A 20,740-nucleotide genomic window follows, 5' to 3' on the forward strand; every position below is an offset into this window, starting at 1 on the left:
AGTTAGATGAAGTTTTTCTTGCGATATCAGGAAGATCATGCTTCGAAGTTATACTTTCTTATATCTAAACAAAAACGTTGATCGACGTACATTCACAGATGACAGAGATCGACGGGGGTTCCCCGCTTACTAAGATTGAACCCTCGTTAAATGCTATTAGCTGTCAGGCTGACGCCGCCGATTGCCGGATGCTAGCTCAAGGAGCGAAGCCCTCTCACTGCCAGGTTAGGCTCGCCGCTTCATTATGAATTTATGGTATGCTGTTCATGGAAATGATTTGATCGGGCTTTACCTTACCCTATCCCTATTTCAAGGAGGCGCAACAAGCGTGAACATTCCGCTGATACTACCTGAAGACCAACCCGTCCTGCTGCTCGACCGGACCGATAATTTATCGCATCAGGACGTGCTGTATCATTTTGCGCTGGACGAGCTATTATGCAGGCTAACCGGAGAAGGCGGGCCCGCCATCTGCCATCTATGGCGGCATCCGCGCGCCTTTGTCATGGGCGTGCGCGACAGTCGTCTGCCCGAGGCGCCTCAAGGGGAAGCCAACCTTCGCTACCTCGGCTATGACACCGCCGTGCGCCATTCGGGCGGTGCCGCGGTACCCTTGGACGCCGGCGTGGTGAACCTGTCCCTCATCCTCCCCTTTTCCTCCGCCGGACCGGCGCCAGATTTTCATCAAGACTTTGAGATCATGGTGGAGCTCATCCGGGAAGCCCTCCGGGACACCGGGCAAATGGTGGATACCGGCGAGATTGCCGGCGCCTTCTGCCCCGGAACGTTTGATCTAAGCATCGGCGGCCTCAAATTTTGCGGTATTGCCCAGCGGCGGCAGCGGAAAGCCTTCATCATCCAGGCTTTCATCATTGCCGAGGGTTCGGGCAGCGAGCGCGCCCGACTGGTTCGTTCCTTCTATGATATCGCAGCTGAAGGAGCCGATCCCAAGCAGTACCCTCTGGTAGAGGCCGACAGCACGGCCAGCCTCGAAGAGCTGACCAACATCGGCAGCGGCTTCGAAGCAGTGCGCCAATTTACGTCAGCCGTCAAAAAAGTCATTCGAGGATGGCAAGCAGGCAAGGATTTGGCCGAAGCAGCTTCCAGGTTTACGATGCCTGGGGACGAGGATATCCGCTTTATGGCTGATCAGATGCGTCAGCGGTATAACCTTAATTAAACATAATAAAGAACCATATAAGATGATTAATCAGTCCATATGGTTCTTTATACTGAAAGGGGAACCCCTTTCTTGCTATATCTTGATCCTCACTAAGTGTGGATCCTCCATCCTCAAAACGTTGCACCAGTCCAACACAAGCCCGTACCTATAAACTCCGCTTGTATTGCAGTACTGCCGGGAGCACGCAACAGTTCTTGCAGTTCATGCAGATATCCAAGAGACGAATAAACAAACTAATGGACACTAGATCCGTTATTTCGAAAAAAAAGCAACTTTCCCCGTACTTCCGGACTCAGAATCCGCTATCTACTATAAATACCACGATTAACAGCCATACTCTATGTAATAACGGATCTGGTGTCCTCATTTAACCCCAAACCAACCAATTGAGACGTAATAGCGGAACCTCTGTCCTCAAATCATGACAACAGTCAACACGCTCATGCAGCGCCTGGTATTCCGCGGACAAACAAACCTCGCCCTATCGATACAATACGTCCATCAATCCATTCGCGTCCTTCGATTCATTCTATCCGTTCGACACAGTAGGTTAATCGTTACAAATCGGTCGGACGGTCGGTCGATCCACACAATCCATCAATGCAATCCATCAATTCACCCTAAAGCCCAAATAACTGAATCTGTTCATTTTGGCACCATCAACTGGAAGTTAGGCAAGTTATTAAAACTAGAATCGTGTACCATACCTAGATTACTTTATTTTTACATTTCCACCATTCACCGATGATATTCCCATAACATTTCCCCTATAAACTTGTCCTGATGGCAATTTATACATTAGGGGTGGATAAGCTTGAATAAAACGATGGACCGCAAAACGTTTCTGTCTTATCTGGGTACGGGCGCAACCGCATTGGCAGCCGCTTCCGCAGGCTTAGGCGTATTGGAAGGAAAGGCTTCGGCCATGTCCGGAACCGCAAATCATCTGTTCGGATTCAAAACGAATCGGGTCAGCGGCTACTTCGAGCCAATCGAACCAACCAAAGCAGACCAGCTCGTCCTGCCTAAAAATTTTAAATATGATGTCATTGCGGCATTCGACGACGTAATCAATCCGGCTGGCGAAAAATTCGGCTCCGGCTGCGATTACAACGCATTTTTCCCGCTTAAGGGCTCCAATGTCCGCGGCCTCCTGGTCAACAATCATGAGTATTCCACCATCTTCTCGATCGGACCTGTGAAGGACGGGAAAATGACGGCGGATCAAATCCATAAAAACCTGTACTACCAAGGCATGTCGGTCATTGAGGTATACCGCGACGAGAAGGGCGTATGGAAAATGGACACCACCTCCACCCATGCCCGCCGCATCAACGGCTTCAGCAAATTCGATATCACCGGCCCGGCTAAGGGCATCCCTGCCCTGAAAGGCGCAACGACGGCTACCGGCACGTTTGCCAACTGCTCCGGCGGCGTGACGCTGTGGAACACGGTTTTATCTTGCGAGGAGAACTTCGAGGACACCGCGGCAGTCTCGAACCTTCCGGATACCCATTACGGCTGGGTGGTTGAGGTAGATCCGTTCGATAAATCCTTCTTGAAAAAGCATACCGCCCTCGGCAGATTCAATCATGAAAACACCGCCATGGGCCTTGCCGCAGACGGCCGGGTCGTTGTCTATATGGGCGACGACAAGAAGGATGCCTGCGTCTATAAATTCATCAGCAAGCACAAATACGATAAGAGCAAAGGGCGCGCCAACTCTGCGCTTCTGGAAGACGGAACCCTGTACGTCGCCAACCTCAAATCGGGTAAGTGGCAGCCGGTCACCCTTGAAGCCGTAGCCAAGGCCACTGCAGAAGATAAAGAGCTCCAGGCCAAATTCAAGTCCCAAGGGGACGTTGTGACTTACTGCCAGGAAGCTGCGCGTCTTGTCGGCGGAACGCCGACGGACCGTCCGGAAGACATCGAAATCTCGCCATTCGATAACACCGTGTTTGTCTGCCATACGAACAACGACAATCACGGCAACATCCATGGTCATATTACGCGTATCTTTGAAGCCGGCAACGATCTGGCCGCCATGGAGTTCGATTTCGAAATTTTTGCTGCCGGCGGACGCCAATCCGGATTCAGCTCGCCGGACAACCTGGCGTTCGACTCGAACGGCGACCTGTGGGTCGTGACGGACATCTCCAGCAGCAGCCAGAACAAAGGCGTTCACAAATCCTTTATGAACAACGGACTGTTCGTGATCCCAACAAGCGGGCCGGAACAAGGAACTGCGCTGCAATTCGCTTCCGGGCCGGTAGAGTCCGAGCTGACAGGCCCTTTCTTCACTCCCGACGAGCAGACGCTCTTCCTGTCCGTTCAACACCCGGGCGAGAATACGGAAGACCTCAGCAAACCAACCAGTACATGGCCTCACCGCTCCGGCGAAAAGATGGCACGCTGCGCAGTCGTGGCGATTAGCGGCTTCAAACTGGAATAATACCAATCGAAAGGAGCGAGGATCATGCCGTTTGGCAACATTGGAATCGGTGGTTTAATTCTTATTTTGATTATCGCACTCATCATATTCGGTCCCTCCAAGCTTCCCGAGCTCGGTCGCGCTTTCGGGCGAACCTTAAGCGAATTTAAGGGCGCAACCCGCGGCTTGATGAACGGAGAGGACGAGAATGGGAAAAAAGACGATGCTCCGCAGACTGCTGCAGCGGTCGATAAGCAGCACAGCTAATCCGAACGACCAAAGCGCGATCGAGCATCTGGAAGAAATGCGGAAGCGCCTGATCCGCACGCTGATTGCGTTTCTGGTCGCGATGGTGGCCGCTTTCATCTACGTCGAGAAGATCTATCACTGGCTGGTACGCGGGATGGACGAGCAGCTCGTTCTGCTCGGTCCCTCCGAAGTAATGTGGGTGTATATGATCATTGCAGGCGTGGTGGCCGTTACCGTCACGCTTCCCATTGCCGCTTACCAAATATGGCGGTTCGTGCAGCCGGCGCTGCCGGACGGAACCCACCGCTCCGCCATGCTGCTCATTCCCGTCATCAGCGTGTTATTCATCGCCGGCATCTGCTTCGGATACTTCGTGCTGTTCCCGATGGTGCTGCAGTTCATGCAGCGAATGGCCGAAGGGGCCTTCCAAACGATGTATACCGCGCAAAAATACTTCACGTTCATGATTCATATGACCGTACCGTTCGGATTTCTGTTCGAAATGCCCGCCATCGTCGTTTTTCTGACGAAGCTCGGCATCGTGAATCCGCACCGGCTGGCCAAGATGCGCAAATCAGCCTACTTCCTGCTCTGCATCGTGGCCGTGACCATTACGCCGCCGGATATCATGTCCGATCTGATCGTGATCGTCCCGCTGTTCCTGCTGTATGAAATCAGCGTTTCGATCTCCAGATTTATCTATCGCAAGCAGCTGCAGCTCGCTCAAGCGGAGGGCAGCGCAACCTAATCCACGTCCGTTTCCCCCGAAGTTGGACGGAACCTTCAAGAACCCGTGACCAGACAGCCTAAGCAAGCAGGTTGTCGTGACCACGGGTTCTTTTTTATGTAAGATTGTCTTACATTATTTTTTGTTGAAATCTCATAAAATGATTGACACCTTCAAAAAAAACCATTAACTTTACTAATTAACAACGAATTCAACACCGCTTTGTCATTAAAATGTTATGAATCAGGAGGTGGAATGTTCTAAATCACTTAGGGATTGTCATACTCATGTTATTAATACTAACATTATTGTGGTTCAGTTCCTTGATAGTCTCTAAGATCGCATGGGAGATGCGAAAAAACGACGAATGGGGGAAATGATGAATGATGAAAAAACAAACCAAGATATTCAAACGCGTGATGTCCATGGCACTCCTGCTTGGATTGGCCATGAACAGCATAACCGCTGCCGCAGCTGAACGGTTTGCCTATGAGGAAATTACATTGAAGGAGCTTGAGAAGGGTTACGCGGAAGGAACGTTCAAGACCGAAGAGGTTGTGAAGGCCTACCTCGACCGGATCGGCATCTATGAATCCAATTACAATGCGTTCACCATGATGAATGCGGGCGCGCTTCAGGAAGCCCGCGAGGTTGACCGGCGCCGGTCGGCCGGCGAGAAGCTCGGCCCCCTTGCAGGTGTGCCGATTGTCATCAAGGAAGCCGTCGACGTCGCCGGCTTCCCGTCCACCTTCGGCTGGGCCCCGCTCAGCAAAGAGCTCGGCGGAATCGAGCTGATTCCGGAGAAGGACGCCCCCGTCGTTGCCCGCTTGAAGGCGGCTGGCGCCATTATACTGGGCAAGACCAATATCCCGGCATTCAGCTCCGACGGTACGCGCGCCAGCTCCAGCTGGGCTGGCGACACCTATAACGCCATCGATCGAAAGCTGGTTCCGGGCGCCAGCAGCTCCGGCACGGCGATGTCCATATCGGGCAACTTTGCCGTGCTCGGCATTGCCGAAGAAACCGGCGGATCGATCCAGAATCCGGCGGCTGCCCAAGCGCTGGTCGGCATCAAGCCAACCTTCGGATTGGTGCCGAATGCCGGGGTCGTGCCTCTCGCCGGAAGCACCAGAGACGTTGTCGGCCCGCATGCCCGTACGGTTCACGACGCCGCCGTCATGCTGGACGTCATCGCAGGCTATACGGCCGAGGATGCCAAGACCGTTGCATCGATCGGCAACATTCCCAAGAAAGGCTACACCTCCAAGCTGAATCCGTTGGCCCTCAAGAACAAACGCATCGGTCTCTATGGCCCGGGGTGGCTTGGCGAAGAGCTGACGGCGGAGACCCAGAAACTATATGACCGGGCCGTGAAGGAACTGGAGAGTCAGGGAGCCATCGTGGTTACCGATCCGTTCGCCGATACGGAATTCGCCGAATTCGCCAAGTCGTCAGGCTCCATCGGCATTGAATCGATCGTGTACGATATGGAGCAGTATCTGAAGCGCCTGGGTCCGAATGCCGCCATTCAGTCGGTGGATGAACTGATCGAGAAGACGGGCGAGACCCCATCGGCGCTCGCCAGGTACCCGGAAGCCTTGAGTAATCCTGGCGCCGTCCCTGATCTCTCAACATTCACGGATATCCGAACGAAGTATCTCCATATTTTTAACGACGTGCTGGATCAACACAAGCTGGATGCACTCGTCTTCCCTCAGATGTATAAGGAAACGCCGCTGCTTCACAGCGAAGACAAAATCGCCGACACTACCGTTCCCGAGATCAACATCGCGGGCGTTCCTCTCGTCACGGTGCCGGCTGGATATTATAAGAGCGGTTCTCCGTTCTCCATCGCCTTTGTCGGCAAAATGTGGAGCGAAGCCGACTTGCTCGGCATGGCCTACGACTACGAGCAGGCAACGAAGCATCGCGTTGCCCCAACGCTTGTCGCCAAGCCTTAATACCTGCCTGATCAGCCTAGCCCAAATCAACCGGAGCCGCAGCGGCTCCGGTTTTTCAAGCAACGTTGCAATGATAAGACATGCGCGTCCATAGAAGCCCGCCAATGGCCTATAACATCCATTACCTTCGTTATTTACATTGCGATTTTGAATTTTTGGCATGTTTCCAATTAATTTTAGTAATGATCCATTGATTTATTAGTCAAGTTCTCCTAGTATTTTCATTAGGAACATCCGGCGGGTAATCATGAAAGCTACAGCCTTGCCTTTATTTATGATAGCGCTATCAGACGGCGGAAAAGGTCAAACGTCTATCGACGTACCTTCGCAGATGATAGACTTATGCCCAGAGAAGATTTTCTTGCGATTATCGAATGGTTCAGCTTTGCTGTAAACGTATCATTCCATAATCTTAAAATACCGGGAGGTTGCAGATATGAAATGGAATCACTTCAAGTCCAAGCTTCTGCTTAAATACACACTGTCCTACATATCCATTTTCCTGATACCTCTTGTTATATTAACCATCATCATTTACCACAATGCCGTGGATACGCTCCGTTCCGAGATCGAGCAGACCAACGTCAATCAACTGACCCAGGCCAAAACCGTCATCGATGAGCGCATGAAGGAGTTGCAGGACATCGCGTTTCGGATTGCCTACGACGAGCAGCTGACCCGCTATTGGACCCACCATCCGTACTACAGCCGGGAATCCATCGGGGCCTTGGTCAAATACAAAGCCACTAGCTCCATCATCGATGAACTGTTCCTCTTCTTCCGCGGAGATAACAGCATTTACTCGTCTCAAGGCTTTGAGAACCTGAACGTCTTTACCGACCGCTACAAATTCAACAGCTGGAACGAAACGGAGATGGTCCGGGATTTAAACTCCGTTCAGATCCCGACCATGCGTCCGGCGGAACAAGTCGTGCAAGGGACCAAAACCCAGAATTCCATGCTGGCATACCTTGTGCCGATCGCACCCAACAATACGCCGGCTCACGGCACCGTCATGTACTTCATCCATGAATCCAATCTGACGGGATTGATCGACTCCATCCTCAGCGATTATCATGGGATGACTTATATTTTCGATAATTACGGACAAGTGCTGGCAGCCAATTACAAAGGCGAGACCATTACCGAGCAGGAGGTCAACGCGCTGTTCTCGCTTGAGCCGGGAACGCACAGCCTTTCGTTGAACCAGGAGCCCCATTCGGTTGTATCCGTCAAATCCGATGCGGGCTGGACTTACGTCACCGCGATGCCAAGCAACCAATTTTTCGGCCGCATCGTGCATATTCGCACTTTTATCGTTCTGGTATTCTCCTTCGTGGTGATGATGGGCACCATTCTGGCGATCATGCTGGCCCGCAGGCAATACCATCCGATTTCGGATTTGATGGAGTTCATTCGATTGAAGAATGATCCCGAACCGTCCACCCCCAGCAACGAGCTGGAATGGATCAAGAAGACGCTGCATGATTACAGCCAGCGCGTCGACCTTCAAGAGCCCTATGCGCGAAATCACATTCTGCTCATGCTGCTGAAGCACGGTCATACCGGGGAATTCCCCGCCGAGTATACGGAGAAGCTGGGCATCCGCTTCAGCCGATCCCACTATTTTGTCGTGACCATGGGCTGGGAGTCGCATGCCCTTCCCATCGGCGACAATCCGGAACGGCGGCCTGTCATGCAGCTGATGAACGATGTGGAGCTGACCGCTTTTTCCGCCTATGCTTATGGGGTGGAGCTGCCGCAGCCCGATCAGTTGGCCCTCATCGTCGGATTCGATGCGGAAACCGGCCATGAAGCGAGCCTTAACGCCCGCATGGAGCCCATCGCCCTGGCGCTGCAATCGATCGCGGCCGAGCACACGGGCGTCTCTCCCGCGATCGGGGTAGGCAACCGCTACAGCTATCCGGAACAGCTGAATCAGTCCTTCATCGAGGCAACGACCGCCCTGGAAGCATCCATGCTGCATGGACAGGGGAGCAGCACCTTCTTTAACGCTCTTTCAGGCTCCGGTGCGCAGGATTCCTCCTTCTGGGTCCCTAAGGATGTGCTGCTGAAGCTGGTACAAAGCTTGAAGCAGGGCAGCTACGACGTGGCGGTTCAGATGGTATCCACCGCATTGAATAACCTGAAGGCGGAAATGCCGTCCGTACCGCTGCTGCGCTGCATATGCTTTGATATTCTCAACACGATGCTGAAGACGGCTTCGGAGCTCGGCATCCATCATGTGGTCAATCAGCTGCCGCGCGTTACTTCCTATGACTCGCTGGAGGATTTGGAGAAGAAGCTGGCAGGCCTTGCCGCCGAAATCTGCGCCCATGTCGAGGCGAAGAGCGAGACGGAAGAAAGCTCCCTGATGGACGAAATCGTCGCTTACATCGATGCCAATTTCACGGATTATGACCTGAGTCTCGGCACGATTTCGTCCAAGTTCTCCATCTCCTCGTCGTATTTCAGCCGCTCCTTCAAAGAGAAGATCGGCATGAACTTTACGCAGTACATCTGGCAGAAACGGATGGACGAGGTCATCCGGCAGCTGCTCCACACATCCGACCCGTTAAAGGATATCATTACGCGGGTCGGTTACCTGGATACACCGAACTTCATCCGCAAATTCAAGAAAGAGACGGGTTACACGCCGGGCCAATACCGTAAAATGCACAGTCCCAACGCAGCCGATTCCACGGACGATGACGACGAGGAGTGCATCGGGTAACGGTTTCGGACGTCGGCGCCGAGGAGGCCGTCGGATTATGGTTTCATACGTCGCGCCGAGAAGCGCATCAGAGAACGGACTCAGACGATGACGTCAAGGAATGCGTCGAGTAACGGTTTGGCCGGTTAAATGAAAACCTCCCTTGGGCCCTAGGGTCCAAGGGAGGTTTTCGTATGTTTTAAGGCGCTATCAGCCATCCATCCGCCAGCATCTTCTATTTCCCGGCCGGGATGCTCTGAAGTCCTTGATGCATGGCCGTCAGCAGGCGACGGGTCGGGTCGCATCCGTATTCCCAGAACATGATCCCGGCCAAGCCTTGCTCCTTCACGTATTGGCATTTGCACTGAATCGATTCCTCATCGTCATAAGAAATCAGGCTGGTGCCATTAAACAGATACGGCGCACAAGCCTCCTCATCCCAATAACGGATGTAGCCGTTCTTGTTGATGTACTCGGCAGCCAGCTCCGCGAACGCCGGACCATAACCGCCCGTGCTGCCGGCCATTTGGTGAAGGCCGTTGTTCCGGTCCGGCACTTCATTCCATACGCGGGAATAGAATGCGGCACCGATGACGATCTTCTCCTTCGGGACGCCGGCTTGGACGAACAGGTTCACGGAAGCATCCGTGCTGATTCGGAACAGATCGCCGGTGGGCGTGTACAGATTCGTATGATGCCCGGTCAGGATCTGAAACCCGCCGCGCATGTCATAGGTCATCAATTGCACAAAATCCAGGTACTGCTGCACCTCCGCCATCTCCGTGCCGTCTACATAGTACTGGTCGGCCCCTGCAGCTATCGTAAGCAGGTAGTGACGCCCGTCTTGCGAGCCCTTGGCATCAAGAGCCTCCCGGATCGTCTTGAGCAGCAGGGTGAAATTCCGTTTATCGTCCGGACTTGACGCTATGCCGGCCTCCCCGTAGCAAGGATATTCCCAGTCCAGATCGATCCCGTCAAAAGGGTATTCCTCCAGCACCCGTATGGCGGATGCGGCCATGCGGCCCCTTCCCCCTTCAGTTGAGGCGGCTTCCGAGAAACCGCCCGCACTCCAGCCGCCAACGGACAGCAGCACCGTAAGATCCGGGTGATCCCGTTTGATGTTCCGGACAACCTCGCCATTCTTCAGATGCTCGGTCGTGATCTCATCGTTCTTGACATGGCCGAAGGCCACGTTCAGATGCGTCAGCTTCGTCAAATCCTCATGCGTCATGTCGGGAAGAGCCGAATCGACGGCGTATCCCGCCGCAATGTACTTCGTCATTACACTTCACTCCGATCCATTCTAGGGTTGTGATATCGCGGCTGCAATCTGCAGCGCTTCTTTCCCGGTGCCGATCTTGTATCCCGAAGCCGCATAACGGATCTGGTCCTGGCCGTCCAGGACGAACAAATGAGGGTAACCGGCTTCATGCGCGGCAGGATCCGGGATGAAGCCCGATAAGGAAGCATAACCGGAATCCCGCACGAATACCGTGCGTGCCGGCAGCTTGGGATAGCCGGCCGGATCAAAGGAAGCCGTCCATTCCGCTTCTCCGATTGCCAGCACAATCGGCAATCCCAGCTTGTTGAGCGGCTCAGCCAGCTCGCTCAGCTCGCGAAGCAGATGCTTGGTCGGCTCCCGCTCCGGTTCGATCCAGGCAGCGACGGCTCCTTCTGACCCCAACAGCCCCTTCAGAACGACCCCGGTTCCATCCAGCCGGGTCAAAACGCCGCCCGTCTCGAGCTTGCCCAGCACGGGAATGTCGACCGCCGTTTCCCGATAAGTCAGAGCTACCTCTACGGTATCATCCGCTCGCACGGTAAAGTACGTGAAGCGCACGCTTACCGTTCCGTCCTTCAGCCGGACGCCCGAAGTCAAGCGGTAAGAACCCGGCTCCACCTCATACGGCCCATCGTAAACATCGGTCATGCCATAAGGGTATACCAGCGTCTTGTACACACCATCTTCCAAGCGGGCGAAGGTAAAATTCTCGGCATAGGATGCGGTTGGCGCGTCCTTCGAGACCTTCGGGTCCCTAAGGAGCTGCAGTATCCCCCAGCTTGATCCCTCCTGGTTCCGATGGGAAGCCAGACGGAATACCGCATCTTCCCAACCGCCATCAGCTAGGTACTGCGGCTTCTGCTCGCTCGGATGCAGCCGGGCAGGAATTCCCAGACTGCGGCATACCGCCACGAACAGGATATCCAGCGACTGCTGGTCTCCCTTCATCAGGCTGTACGTGCCGGCCGGATTCCCCTTGCCCTTCAAGTTGGGAAGATCTTCATGATACGCATAGCCTTGCTCCAAATGACCGGCAAGCTTCGATGGATTTTCCCTGAACGCTTCTGCCTCCGCGGCCGTAAAGGCATGGTCGAATACGCGTCGATACGGAACCAGCATTTCATAAGAGACCCGCGGGCACAGGATGTACTTCACGAAGGTATCCTCATCCCACGATCCACGCCGGGAGATCGCGCCCATCAGATGATCATCCAGCGTTTGCCGGAAGGTATCAATCAAATCCTTTTCGTTCAGCGACTCCAGCAGCCGCAGCGGCCACTCGCCATATTCGCCCGATCGCTCCTCCAGGAAAGCGGCGATTTCACGGCTGTTTCCCCTGGCTTTTTGCAGAACGTCCCACACCCGTCCGGGTGGCAGCCCTAGCGCCTTGGCCACCGCGAATGCCTTTTCCTCGCTCAGGAATGTCCCCTCGTAGTCGGTTCGGATCTTTGACCCTTCCTCCAGACGGCGGTTATGAGCCCGGATGATCTCTTCCGGCAGCGCCGATGCGGCATCTCCTTCTCCTTCCGGTGGAGGAACCATATCGAAATCCACGATTCCTGCCGGCTGTTCGGACGAAGTAAGCACAAGCTCAATACGTTCGTTGTCGTTGGCCTTATATAAGATTTCGCTCCACTTGCCTTCGCTGACCGCGCGAATCAAGAGATCGCCATAACCCGTCTTGAAGGAAGCCACTCCCCGTTCATCGGTCCTGATCTCGGCAATGGGATAAAATTCGGCCATATTGTACAGCTCAAACCGGACGCTTGCACCGGATACGGGCTCTCCCTGCTCGTTCCTCACGATCACGTCAAGGGTACGCGCCGGTGCATAGTTCTCCAGCAAGTTGATTTCCGTAAATCCCTTCTCATTCAGGGTAATATCCTCCGGCCCCGGGTAATCGGCAAAAATTCGCGTGTTGATCAGCATGGCCCTGCGCGCCGGTGGACTGAACCAACCTTGGTTCAATCGGGCTTCCGGTTCGCATGCCCCGATGTAATACCACTGGCCGTCCGCCCATGCTTCCACCCAGGCATGATTGCTGTCGCAATGGGCCCAGCGCGGCGTATACACCTGACGCGCGGGAATGCCGATGCTTCGCAGCGCGGCCACCGCCAGCGTAGACTCCTCGCCGCAGCGTCCGCGCGCATTCCGGATCATCGTCAGCGGCGAAATCGTTCGCAGATCGCTGCCGATGTAGGTGGCCTTCTCATGGCACCAGTAATTGGTCTCCAGAATGGCGTCTGCCATCGATAACCGCGCCGTCCGTTCGGCCAGCTCGTTGTAAAGGATACCGCGGAAATCCTCAATATTTTCCGTATTGACCCGATATGGAAGCACAAAATGCAAGAACAGATGATCCGGCACACGCTCGCCCCAAGGCACGCGCTTACGGATGTCCAAGGCTTGGCGCACATGGCTTAAGAACAATGCACCATCGTAGTCGGCCAAGTCGTTCACCGGCATGTAAGCAAACAAATATTTCAAGGCCCAAGCCTCTTCTTCCGTCAGTTCCTGCTCAAATACGTGAAACAGCTGATCCTTGCGGGCCTCCGCAAAAGCGATTTTCTCCTGAAACTTCTGCTCGATCCGCTCCAGCGTTTGCGAATCCAGCGAGAACACCATGGTTTGGCTGGTCATCCTCCGTTCACTCCCTCCATAGCTTTCCGTCTTCCCGAATGCAGATCAGAGCCGTGCCGTCGGAAGAAGGCGCGCTCATCTGGAACAGGCTGCGGGTCGTTTCAATCACGGGTTGGATGCTCCACGAATCCTCGCCCATGAGCTCCTTCATTTCCCGCGCAAATTCACCGTGGGCTTCATAGTGGTTACGCTGCCGGTAATAGAGCCTGCGCAGCTCCCATTTGATCCTCTCGTCTTCCGGAAGCGTGAACGCTTGATGCCCCTCCTCGCCGTCGGCGAATACGACATAACCCCACAGCTCCGGATAATGCATATTGATGATGCCCATGGGCGACCATACCCAGTTGTCCTCCGGGAAAGGCTTGCCTGTCTCCGGATTCACCACCTTGCGATACTCCCCGTCCTGCACTTCGGTCTGCCATTCGACGCGCGAGAAGTTGACGCGCCAGAACTCCCCCGGCAACGGCGGGCGGCCGTCTTCGGCGCATTCCTTCAGACTGGACCAAGGAATCGCGACCTCCACGCTCCATTTCCGGTTATCGGCGCCAGGCCGATTCAGCTCCCCATCGATAAACACCGCTGTCTTGAGACCGCTGATATCCCAGCCGTTAACCGGCGGCCCGCCATCCCGGTACGGTTTCACCAGCAGCAGGTCCCATACCGTATTCAGTGCATTGATCTCGAATTCGTAATATTGATGGCTGTCCCCGTCCGGATCAATGAATATTTCAAAGTCATTATCATAGAAAATAACCGAATCGCGTTCCGTCAAGGTCGCCCAAATCTGATCCTCGATCAGCTCGGCGGCAAAATAAAAATAGGCGTCATCCCATAGCATTTTAACCCGGGTCCGTTTGGCCGGCTTCGGGCGAAGATCCCCTTCGATATCAACGAAATCGTCGGTCCATTCCGCCGCATCCCAAAATGCCTTATCCACGCGGCCGTCCAGCACGAGCGGCTGCCCCGCGCGCCTGCATATGTAATGCTTGGGAGCATACTCAATCCTCGGCTCCGGCACTCCACTTCTGTTCATGTCATTCTCTCCGCTTCGTGAGGGAGGCTAAAGCGCCTATCAAGCGTTTATCTCCCCGTGATATGGTTAGTTATGGGTGACGACGGCTCCCGAGCCGCCGTACATCTCCAGCTCTTCGTCAAACTCCAGCTTAAGGACAGTCACCTGCTCATGCGCGTCTTCCGGCGTCATCTTGATCCACGTCGTCCCCGGGATGTTGAACCAAGGCACGCCTCCATGGATTTCATGTTCAAGCTCTTTGCCCGAGTGCAGCACGGTAATTTTCTTGATCGGATTGCAAAGTCCCTTGATGCACACATTCTCCTTCGGGTCGTCATAGACAAATAAATACAATGTCTTTCGATCCTCGGAGATCGTGCTTCCTCCCAGATAATAGCGGGTCATTATGCCTTCGCCCGTTCCGAATACGGCCTCCTCATGAGTTCGGATCCAAGCTCCCAGCCCAAGCAGAATGTCCTCCTGCCTTGGATCGATGGTGCCGTCCTCGCGGGGACCGATATCCAAGAGCATATTGCCGCCCATGGAGATGCAGTCGCAGAACATCCGAATGATCTGGTTTAATGATTTGTATTTATGGTCTGTCGGCACATAGCCCCATGAAGTGTTGATCGTGGTGCAGAATTCCCACGGTCCCTCCGGCCTCGTGATCGGAATGCCCTGCTCCGGCGTTTTATAATCGCCGTGGCCCTGAAGCCGCGAGTTGATGATGATATCCGGATTGAAGGATTGCAGATAATGCTTGAACTCCGGCAGATTCCACTGCTCGGCGCTGCGTTCCCAATCGCCGTCGAACCACAGCAGATCCACCTTCCCGTAATTCGTCAGGATCTCCCGCAGCTGGTTGTTGTTGAACTCCAGGAATTTCTGCCACTTCTCCTGATCCTGAACGCCGTCCACGGGACTGGTGTGCGGGTTGACGCCGCTGAGATCCTCAGGCACCCTGCCTCCTTCGAACACGCTCGGATAATCCGGATGCGACCAGTCGATCAGGGAGAAATACATGCCCAGGTGAATCCCCTTCTCCCTGATCGCTTCCGCATACTCCCGCACGATGTCCCGATTGGCCGGAGTCCGCTTGACCACGTTGAGATCGCTGTACTGCGTATCCCACAGGGCAACGCCGTCATGGTGCTTCGTTGTCAGCACGGCATAACGGGCGCCGGATTTCTCGATCAAGTCCGCCCATTTCTCCGCATTGAATTTCGATGCCGTAAAACCGTCCAGCTGCTTCATGTACTCGTCGTACGTGATCCTCCCGTTATAGAAGGACCAGGATTCCGAGACCCCGTCCACGGCATAGATGCCGTAGTGAATGAAGATCCCCAGCTTGGCTTCTTCGAACCATTTCCGCATATCTGTCCACACCTCTTCTTGAAGTCGTTATACGTGAGAGAAATCGTCGTTTATGCAGTCCGCCTCTTACCGAAACCGCAGTACATGCGCGATCGGCGCCGTTCCCTGACGCTCCTGATCCGGAAGACGGACCGCGACACCATCGTCCGTGCGGCGATAATCCAGTGCCTCCTGACCCCCGACCAGATCAACGCGGCCGAACGCCGTCTGAATCGGAATGAACAGCTCCTCAGGGACGGCTTCTTGCTCATTACGATACAGATAGATGGCATAGGTCGTATCGTCTTTTTGGGTAAACTGGACCGCGCCGGAGGAATACGGCTCGCAGACACGCGTTCCATAGATGGCCTCTCCGTAGACCTTCAGCCACGCGCCCATGCCCTTCATTCTTGAAATGGCCGTCTCGGACAGTCTTCCGTCCGGCTGCGGGCCTATGTTCAGCGCGAGATTGCCGCCTTTGGCCACGATCTCGACCAGCAGATGGATGAGCTGACGAACCGATTTGTAACGATCTTCGTAACGGAAAGAGAAGGAGGTTCCCATCGTGATGCAGCTTTCCCAAGGCACGTGAAGAGCACGTTCAGGAAGGGTCTGCTCCGGCGTGATCAGATTCTCGTAAGGCCCGCCGACCGTCCGGTCCGCTGAGAGGAGCCAAGGCTGGATTTTGCGCGCCTTCTCCACCGCTTCGCCCAATCGAATGTTCTGGTCCCGGTAATCGTTCACCCAGCCCGCATCGAGCCACAGCACATCGATGCGGCCGTAACGGGTCATCAATTCCATGATCTGCTCATGGGTAAACTGGACGAACTGTTCCCACAGCCATGGGTATTTCTTCGGATCGTAGCTGGGTCCGCGAGACGTAAAGCTTCCCGCCTCCATTCCCGGCGCCCAGTAGTACGGCGTATGCCAGTCGGCCTTGGAGAAATAGGCGGATATACCGAGCCCTTTAGCACGGAATGCATCGAATAGCTCCTTCGTGATATCAGCGTACTTATGGGTATGGAACGGACAGTCCGGTCCCGTGACACGGTAGTCGGTCGTATGCGTATCCCACATGCAGAACCCGTCATGATGCTTGGTCGTAAAGTTCAAATATTTGAAGCCGTTATCCGCTGCCAGGTCAGCCCATAGATCAGGCTGAAAGCGGAGCGGGTTGAACGTCTTGTTCAGATCGAAATACTGCCGCTTAAGCTCCTCCGCATCGATATCCCAGTCAATGCCGTCACGCGACCAGTCCGCGTCTTTATCGCTGAGCGCCCATGATTCGACCAGGCCCAGCTGGGAATACGGTCCCCAATGCATCATCAGGCCCAGCTTCTGGTCCTTGAACCACTCCAGGCGCTCCAGGAGCAGCGGATCCTCCGGCTTGACCCACTTGTCCTCGCTGCTGAAATTATGCACGCCCTGCTCCACTACCGCTTGCTCTTCCTCTACCAGCTTGTTCTCCGACATGGTGTACCTCCATATTTCATTTGTGATAACGGCACTAGGAAGACCGTTTGAATAGCCTTGCCTGCCCCTTAAAAACAATAGCCAACCCCCGGTCAAGAATCGACCGGGATACGTTGGCCCTTTGTTGTTCAACTATGCATCTGATTATTGCTCGGCGTTCCAGCGGTCGTATGCGCCTTGATACAGCTCGACGAGACGGTCGCTGCCCATTTTCTTGACTTGTGCAACATATTTATCCCAGTTTTCAAGCGGCTCTTGGCCTGTCACGAATTTGGCTTCCATCTGTTTCACGTACGTTTCCAAATCGGACAACAGTGCGGTAGCTTCGCTTTGCTCTTCATTCGTCAAGTAGACGTTAGGGAACGGCGATTTACCGATCGGCACAAGCTTTTCTTGGTTCTGCTGGTCAATCCACTCATCGAATTCGGTGCGAAGACCTTTCGTAACTTCCGGATCATTGACGCCAGGCGTCAGAATGCCGAAGTTCGGCGTGATTTTGCCGCGATATTCCTCACGGTCGCCGCCGCCTGGTACCGGGAGCCATTCTTTCACGCGGTTTGCCTCATCCTTGAATTTCCACAGGGTGCCTTCAGGTCCTTGGTTAAACAGCGTTGCGCCTTCATAGCTGTACAGGTAATCGATCCAGCGCATGGTAGCTTCCGGATTCGGGTTGCTGCTTGAAATGGCGAATGTGCCTCTTGCCGACATGCCAGGATGCATGCCATATACCGGAGAATCGGCGATTTCACTCTTCACCGGCGTCATGAGCGGATGCTCGCTGCTAGGCTCGCCGCCCAGGGTGAAGTACGCATGATAATCGTTAAACAAGGCCAGCTGGTTATTTTCTCCCTTGGCTTTTTTCTGATCGCCCGTTTGCGAGAAGGTTTCATGATCCAGCAATTCTTCCTTCCACAGACGGTTCATGAACGTCAGGTAGCCCTTGTAGCCTTCTTCTTGGTAAGGATAGTGTACTTTCCCGTCCTTGTCGGAATAGATGCCTTCGTTGTACATGCCCCAGAAGCCGAAGAAGTACATGCGCAGGTCATCCAGCTTCACCGAAGTCAGCGGAATCTCGTCCTGCTTACCGTTTCCGTTAGGATCTTCTTCCTTGACGCGCTTCAAGAACGTATATAATTCCTCGGTAGTCTTAGGTTCGGACACGTTTAACGCTTTTAGGAACTTGCCGTTGTACCACATCGGGCCTCTGTACCATACGGCGGCCTTATCGACGAACGGCAGCGCATACATATGCCCGTCCGGGGTCGTAAAGGACTTGCGGACATCCGGATTCTCATCCAATATCTTTTTGATGTTCGGTGCATAGCCTTCGTCAATGTACTTCTCCAGCGGAATGAGGATGCCTTGGCTGCCGTAGGTTACCTGCTCAGCAGGCTTCAGATCGGCCGCGTAAAACATATCCGGCAAGTCACCGCTCGCGAACACCAGATTCTTTTTCGTTTCAAAGCTGTCGATCGGCGAAAGCTGATACTCCAGTTTGATGCCTGTTAATTTCTCCATTTCTTGGAGGACCGGCATCGTGTTCCAGTCCGCCACACCTGCGTCCTGTGACATGACCTTCAGCGTGATCGGTTCATCCACGATCGGAAATCCTTCTTTTTTGACGCCTTCCGTGCTAGGCGTCCCGGGAGACGCCGTCCCTCCTTCTCCTTTGGAGGAACCGCAAGCGGCCAACAGTGATGCCGAGAGGGTGAGGCAGAGTAAAATGGATGATGCTTTACGAAGCTTTTTCATTACAACAACTCCCCTTTTTTGGTGTGGATTGTATGGTTTAAGATCAGCCCTTAACGGAACCAATCATAACACCCTGCACAAAGTAACGCTGAAGAAACGGATAGATGGCAATAACTGGCAAGGTTGCGACGATAATGACGGCATATTTGACCAGTGCGGCAATTTCCGCCTTGGTATTCATCGCCGCCGCCGAGGAGGCATCAATCGCCCCGCCGCCCTGCGCCGCCATTTCCTGAAGCACCAGGATTTGACGCAGGAAGAGCTGCAGCGGATACTTCGCCGCATCGTTCAGATAAATCATCGCGCTGAAATAGCTGTTCCAGTGACCGACTCCGTAGAAGAGGGCCATGACCGCAATAATCGGCATCGAAAGCGGCAGAACGATTTTGATGAACAGCCGGAAGTTGGTACACCCATCGATATGGGCCGCTTCTTGCAGCTCCTTCGGAATGGTGGATTGAAAGAATGTCCGGGACACGATAATATTCCAGATCGATGCAGCTCCGGGAAGAATCAGCGCCCACATGCTGTTCACCATGCCGAGATCCTTCACAAGCAGGTAGCTCGGAACCAGCCCCCCGCCAAAGAACATCGTCACCAGGAATATCGCCATGAAGAATCCCCTGCCCACGAAGTCCGAGCGGCTGAGCGCATAGGCTGCCGGCAGCGTGACAATGAGGTTTACGATCGTGCCGATCACCGTATAAATAATCGTGTTCTTGTAACCGATCCATATATTGGCGTTCTCAAAGACGCGGGCATATCCGTCGAAGGTGATCCCTTTGGGGATCAGCCACATTTCGCCTGAGCTTACGTACTTCGGATCGCTGATGGAGGCACTGACAATGTACAGCAGCGGGTACAGTACGATGATCAGTGCAATCGTCAGATAGATGTAGTTGCATAGCAGGAATATTTTATCCCCTTTGCTTTCCTTAACTGCGGATGACATGTGTTTCCCCTCCTTCTACCACAGGCTGTTTTCACTGGTGCGGCGTGCAATTTGGTTCACCGCGATCAGCAGTATCGCATTAATTACCGAGTTGAACAATCCGACGGCCGTGGAGAAGCTGTACTGGGCATCGACCAGACCGGACCGGTAGACGAAGGTCGAGATGACATCGGAAGAACTCATGTTCAGCGGGTTTTGCAGCAGCAGGATTTTTTCGAATCCAACCCCTAAAATGCTGCCCATATTCAGAATCAACAGGATGGTGATCGTAGGTACGATCGCCGGAATATTGATGTGCAGAATGCGTTTGAACCGGCTCGCACCGTCCACGACGGCTGCCTCATGCAGCTGCGGATCGACGCCCGACAATGCGGCCAGATAGATGATGGTACCCCAGCCCGCACTCTGCCACACGCCGGACAGCACGTATACGGTCTTAAACCAGGCAGGGTCCGTCAAGAATTGCGGCGGCTGGAAACCGAGCATTTCCACAAAATTAACGATCATGCCCGACGAAGGGGACAAGAAGGTAATGATCATGCCGGACATAACGACAACGGATATAAAATGCGGCGCATACGTGACGGTCTGTACCGTACGCTTGAAGAATGAATCCTTCACTTCATTGAAGGCTAATGCCAGAATGATGGGAAGCGGAAAGCCGATCGCCAGCTCATACAAGCTGATGCTGAGGGTATTCCAGAGCAAGTCCCAGAAGTAATAAGAGTTGAAGAAGCGTTCGAAGTGGTCGAATCCGACCCACGGACTTCCCGTTATTCCCAACGTCGGGATGAAGTTTTTGAAGGCGATCTGGATCCCGTACATCGGGCCATAATGGAAAATGACAAAATACAGAAATGCCGGAGCGATAAACAAATACAGCTCCCAGTTTCGAATCATCCTCCTCCATAATGTATTTTTTTTACGATTCGGAATCGTATTCACCGATAAGTTTGGCGACAGGGCGGACTTACCACTTTGCTGCATCGGTTTCTCCCTCCTTCTCTAATGA

Annotated in this window: 14 protein-coding genes; 6 read left to right on the forward strand and 8 right to left on the reverse strand. The window is 53.9% G+C overall.

Annotated elements, in window-relative coordinates; translation table 11 throughout:
• Positions 1-328: 328 nt before the first annotated feature.
• The 6 genes from HMPREF9412_RS17515 to HMPREF9412_RS17540 all read left to right on the forward strand — a co-directional run bounded on the left by HMPREF9412_RS17515 (position 329) and on the right by HMPREF9412_RS17540 (position 9,285).
• Positions 329-1,180 (forward strand): lipoate--protein ligase family protein, encoded by an 852-nt coding sequence (locus HMPREF9412_RS17515; RefSeq protein ID WP_009593015.1) that lies wholly within the window; start codon positions 329-331, stop codon positions 1,178-1,180.
• Between the two features lie 829 nt (positions 1,181-2,009).
• Positions 2,010-3,635: a PhoX family protein gene (locus tag HMPREF9412_RS17520; RefSeq protein WP_036672629.1), complete on the forward strand. Its 1,626-nt coding sequence runs from the start codon at positions 2,010-2,012 to the stop codon at positions 3,633-3,635.
• 24 nt (positions 3,636-3,659) lie between these two features.
• Positions 3,660-3,881: a twin-arginine translocase TatA/TatE family subunit gene (gene tatA, locus HMPREF9412_RS17525; protein ID WP_009592994.1), complete on the forward strand. Its 222-nt coding sequence runs from the start codon at positions 3,660-3,662 to the stop codon at positions 3,879-3,881.
• Positions 3,838-4,611 carry a twin-arginine translocase subunit TatC gene (gene tatC, locus HMPREF9412_RS17530; RefSeq protein ID WP_009592986.1) on the forward strand — a complete coding sequence of 258 codons (774 nt, stop codon included), beginning with the start codon at positions 3,838-3,840 and terminating at the stop codon, positions 4,609-4,611. The genes tatA and tatC overlap by 44 nt, the downstream gene beginning before the upstream one ends.
• A gap of 362 nt (positions 4,612-4,973) precedes the next feature.
• Positions 4,974-6,551, forward strand: coding sequence for an amidase (locus HMPREF9412_RS17535; RefSeq protein ID WP_009593024.1), 1,578 nt, complete (start codon positions 4,974-4,976; stop codon positions 6,549-6,551).
• 436 nt (positions 6,552-6,987) lie between these two features.
• Positions 6,988-9,285 (forward strand): helix-turn-helix domain-containing protein, encoded by a 2,298-nt coding sequence (locus HMPREF9412_RS17540; protein WP_009592991.1) that lies wholly within the window; start codon positions 6,988-6,990, stop codon positions 9,283-9,285.
• 214 nt (positions 9,286-9,499) lie between these two features.
• Here the strand turns inward: HMPREF9412_RS17540 and HMPREF9412_RS17545 are convergent, their stop codons facing one another.
• The 8 genes from HMPREF9412_RS17545 to HMPREF9412_RS17580 form a co-directional block, all read right to left on the reverse strand.
• Positions 9,500-10,546 (reverse strand): glycoside hydrolase family 18 protein, encoded by a 1,047-nt coding sequence (locus HMPREF9412_RS17545; RefSeq protein WP_009593022.1) that lies wholly within the window; start codon positions 10,544-10,546, stop codon positions 9,500-9,502.
• A gap of 21 nt (positions 10,547-10,567) precedes the next feature.
• Positions 10,568-13,186, reverse strand: a complete 2,619-nt coding sequence (locus tag HMPREF9412_RS17550) for a transglutaminase domain-containing protein (RefSeq protein WP_009593025.1) — start codon at positions 13,184-13,186, stop codon at positions 10,568-10,570.
• 7 nt (positions 13,187-13,193) lie between these two features.
• Positions 13,194-14,219 carry a carbohydrate-binding family 9-like protein gene (locus HMPREF9412_RS17555; RefSeq protein ID WP_036672625.1) on the reverse strand — a complete coding sequence of 342 codons (1,026 nt, stop codon included), beginning with the start codon at positions 14,217-14,219 and terminating at the stop codon, positions 13,194-13,196.
• A gap of 66 nt (positions 14,220-14,285) precedes the next feature.
• Positions 14,286-15,572 (reverse strand): alpha-L-fucosidase, encoded by a 1,287-nt coding sequence (locus tag HMPREF9412_RS17560; protein ID WP_009593008.1) that lies wholly within the window; start codon positions 15,570-15,572, stop codon positions 14,286-14,288.
• Positions 15,573-15,638: 66 nt separating this feature from the next.
• A complete protein-coding gene (locus tag HMPREF9412_RS17565; RefSeq protein WP_009593004.1) occupies positions 15,639-17,024 on the reverse strand; it encodes an alpha-L-fucosidase in 1,386 nt (461 codons plus the stop codon).
• Positions 17,025-17,168: 144 nt separating this feature from the next.
• The gene (locus HMPREF9412_RS17570) at positions 17,169-18,776 is read right to left on the reverse strand and encodes an extracellular solute-binding protein (RefSeq protein WP_009592998.1); all 1,608 of its coding nucleotides are present in this window, start codon (positions 18,774-18,776) and stop codon (positions 17,169-17,171) included.
• 43 nt (positions 18,777-18,819) lie between these two features.
• Positions 18,820-19,728 (reverse strand): carbohydrate ABC transporter permease, encoded by a 909-nt coding sequence (locus HMPREF9412_RS17575; RefSeq protein WP_009593009.1) that lies wholly within the window; start codon positions 19,726-19,728, stop codon positions 18,820-18,822.
• Between the two features lie 15 nt (positions 19,729-19,743).
• Entirely contained in the window at positions 19,744-20,715 is a 972-nt protein-coding gene (locus HMPREF9412_RS17580) for an ABC transporter permease (protein WP_009593016.1), read from the reverse strand.
• Positions 20,716-20,740: the final 25 nt, after the last annotated feature.

It is taken from the genome of Paenibacillus sp. HGF5, assembly GCF_000204455.1.
GTDB lineage: Bacteria > Bacillota > Bacilli > Paenibacillales > Paenibacillaceae > Paenibacillus_AQ > Paenibacillus_AQ lautus_A.

Bases quoted from the DNA above. Each gene is read 5' to 3' on its own strand.
- HMPREF9412_RS17520 (WP_036672629.1), top strand. From the start codon at position 2,010: ATGGACCGCAAAACGTTTCTGTCTTATCTGGGTACGGGCGCAACCGCA.
- tatA (WP_009592994.1), top strand. From the start codon at position 3,660: ATGCCGTTTGGCAACATTGGAATCGGTGGTTTAATTCTTATTTTGATT.
- tatC (WP_009592986.1), top strand. From the start codon at position 3,838: ATGCTCCGCAGACTGCTGCAGCGGTCGATAAGCAGCACAGCTAATCCG.
- HMPREF9412_RS17535 (WP_009593024.1), top strand. From the start codon at position 4,974: ATGATGAAAAAACAAACCAAGATATTCAAACGCGTGATGTCCATGGCA.
- HMPREF9412_RS17540 (WP_009592991.1), top strand. From the start codon at position 6,988: ATGAAATGGAATCACTTCAAGTCCAAGCTTCTGCTTAAATACACACTG.
- HMPREF9412_RS17545 (WP_009593022.1), bottom strand. From the start codon at position 10,546: ATGACGAAGTACATTGCGGCGGGATACGCCGTCGATTCGGCTCTTCCC.
- HMPREF9412_RS17550 (WP_009593025.1), bottom strand. From the start codon at position 13,186: ATGACCAGCCAAACCATGGTGTTCTCGCTGGATTCGCAAACGCTGGAG.
- HMPREF9412_RS17555 (WP_036672625.1), bottom strand. From the start codon at position 14,219: ATGAACAGAAGTGGAGTGCCGGAGCCGAGGATTGAGTATGCTCCCAAG.
- HMPREF9412_RS17560 (WP_009593008.1), bottom strand. From the start codon at position 15,572: ATGCGGAAATGGTTCGAAGAAGCCAAGCTGGGGATCTTCATTCACTAC.
- HMPREF9412_RS17565 (WP_009593004.1), bottom strand. From the start codon at position 17,024: ATGTCGGAGAACAAGCTGGTAGAGGAAGAGCAAGCGGTAGTGGAGCAG.
- HMPREF9412_RS17570 (WP_009592998.1), bottom strand. From the start codon at position 18,776: ATGAAAAAGCTTCGTAAAGCATCATCCATTTTACTCTGCCTCACCCTC.
- HMPREF9412_RS17575 (WP_009593009.1), bottom strand. From the start codon at position 19,728: ATGTCATCCGCAGTTAAGGAAAGCAAAGGGGATAAAATATTCCTGCTA.
- HMPREF9412_RS17580 (WP_009593016.1), bottom strand. From the start codon at position 20,715: ATGCAGCAAAGTGGTAAGTCCGCCCTGTCGCCAAACTTATCGGTGAAT.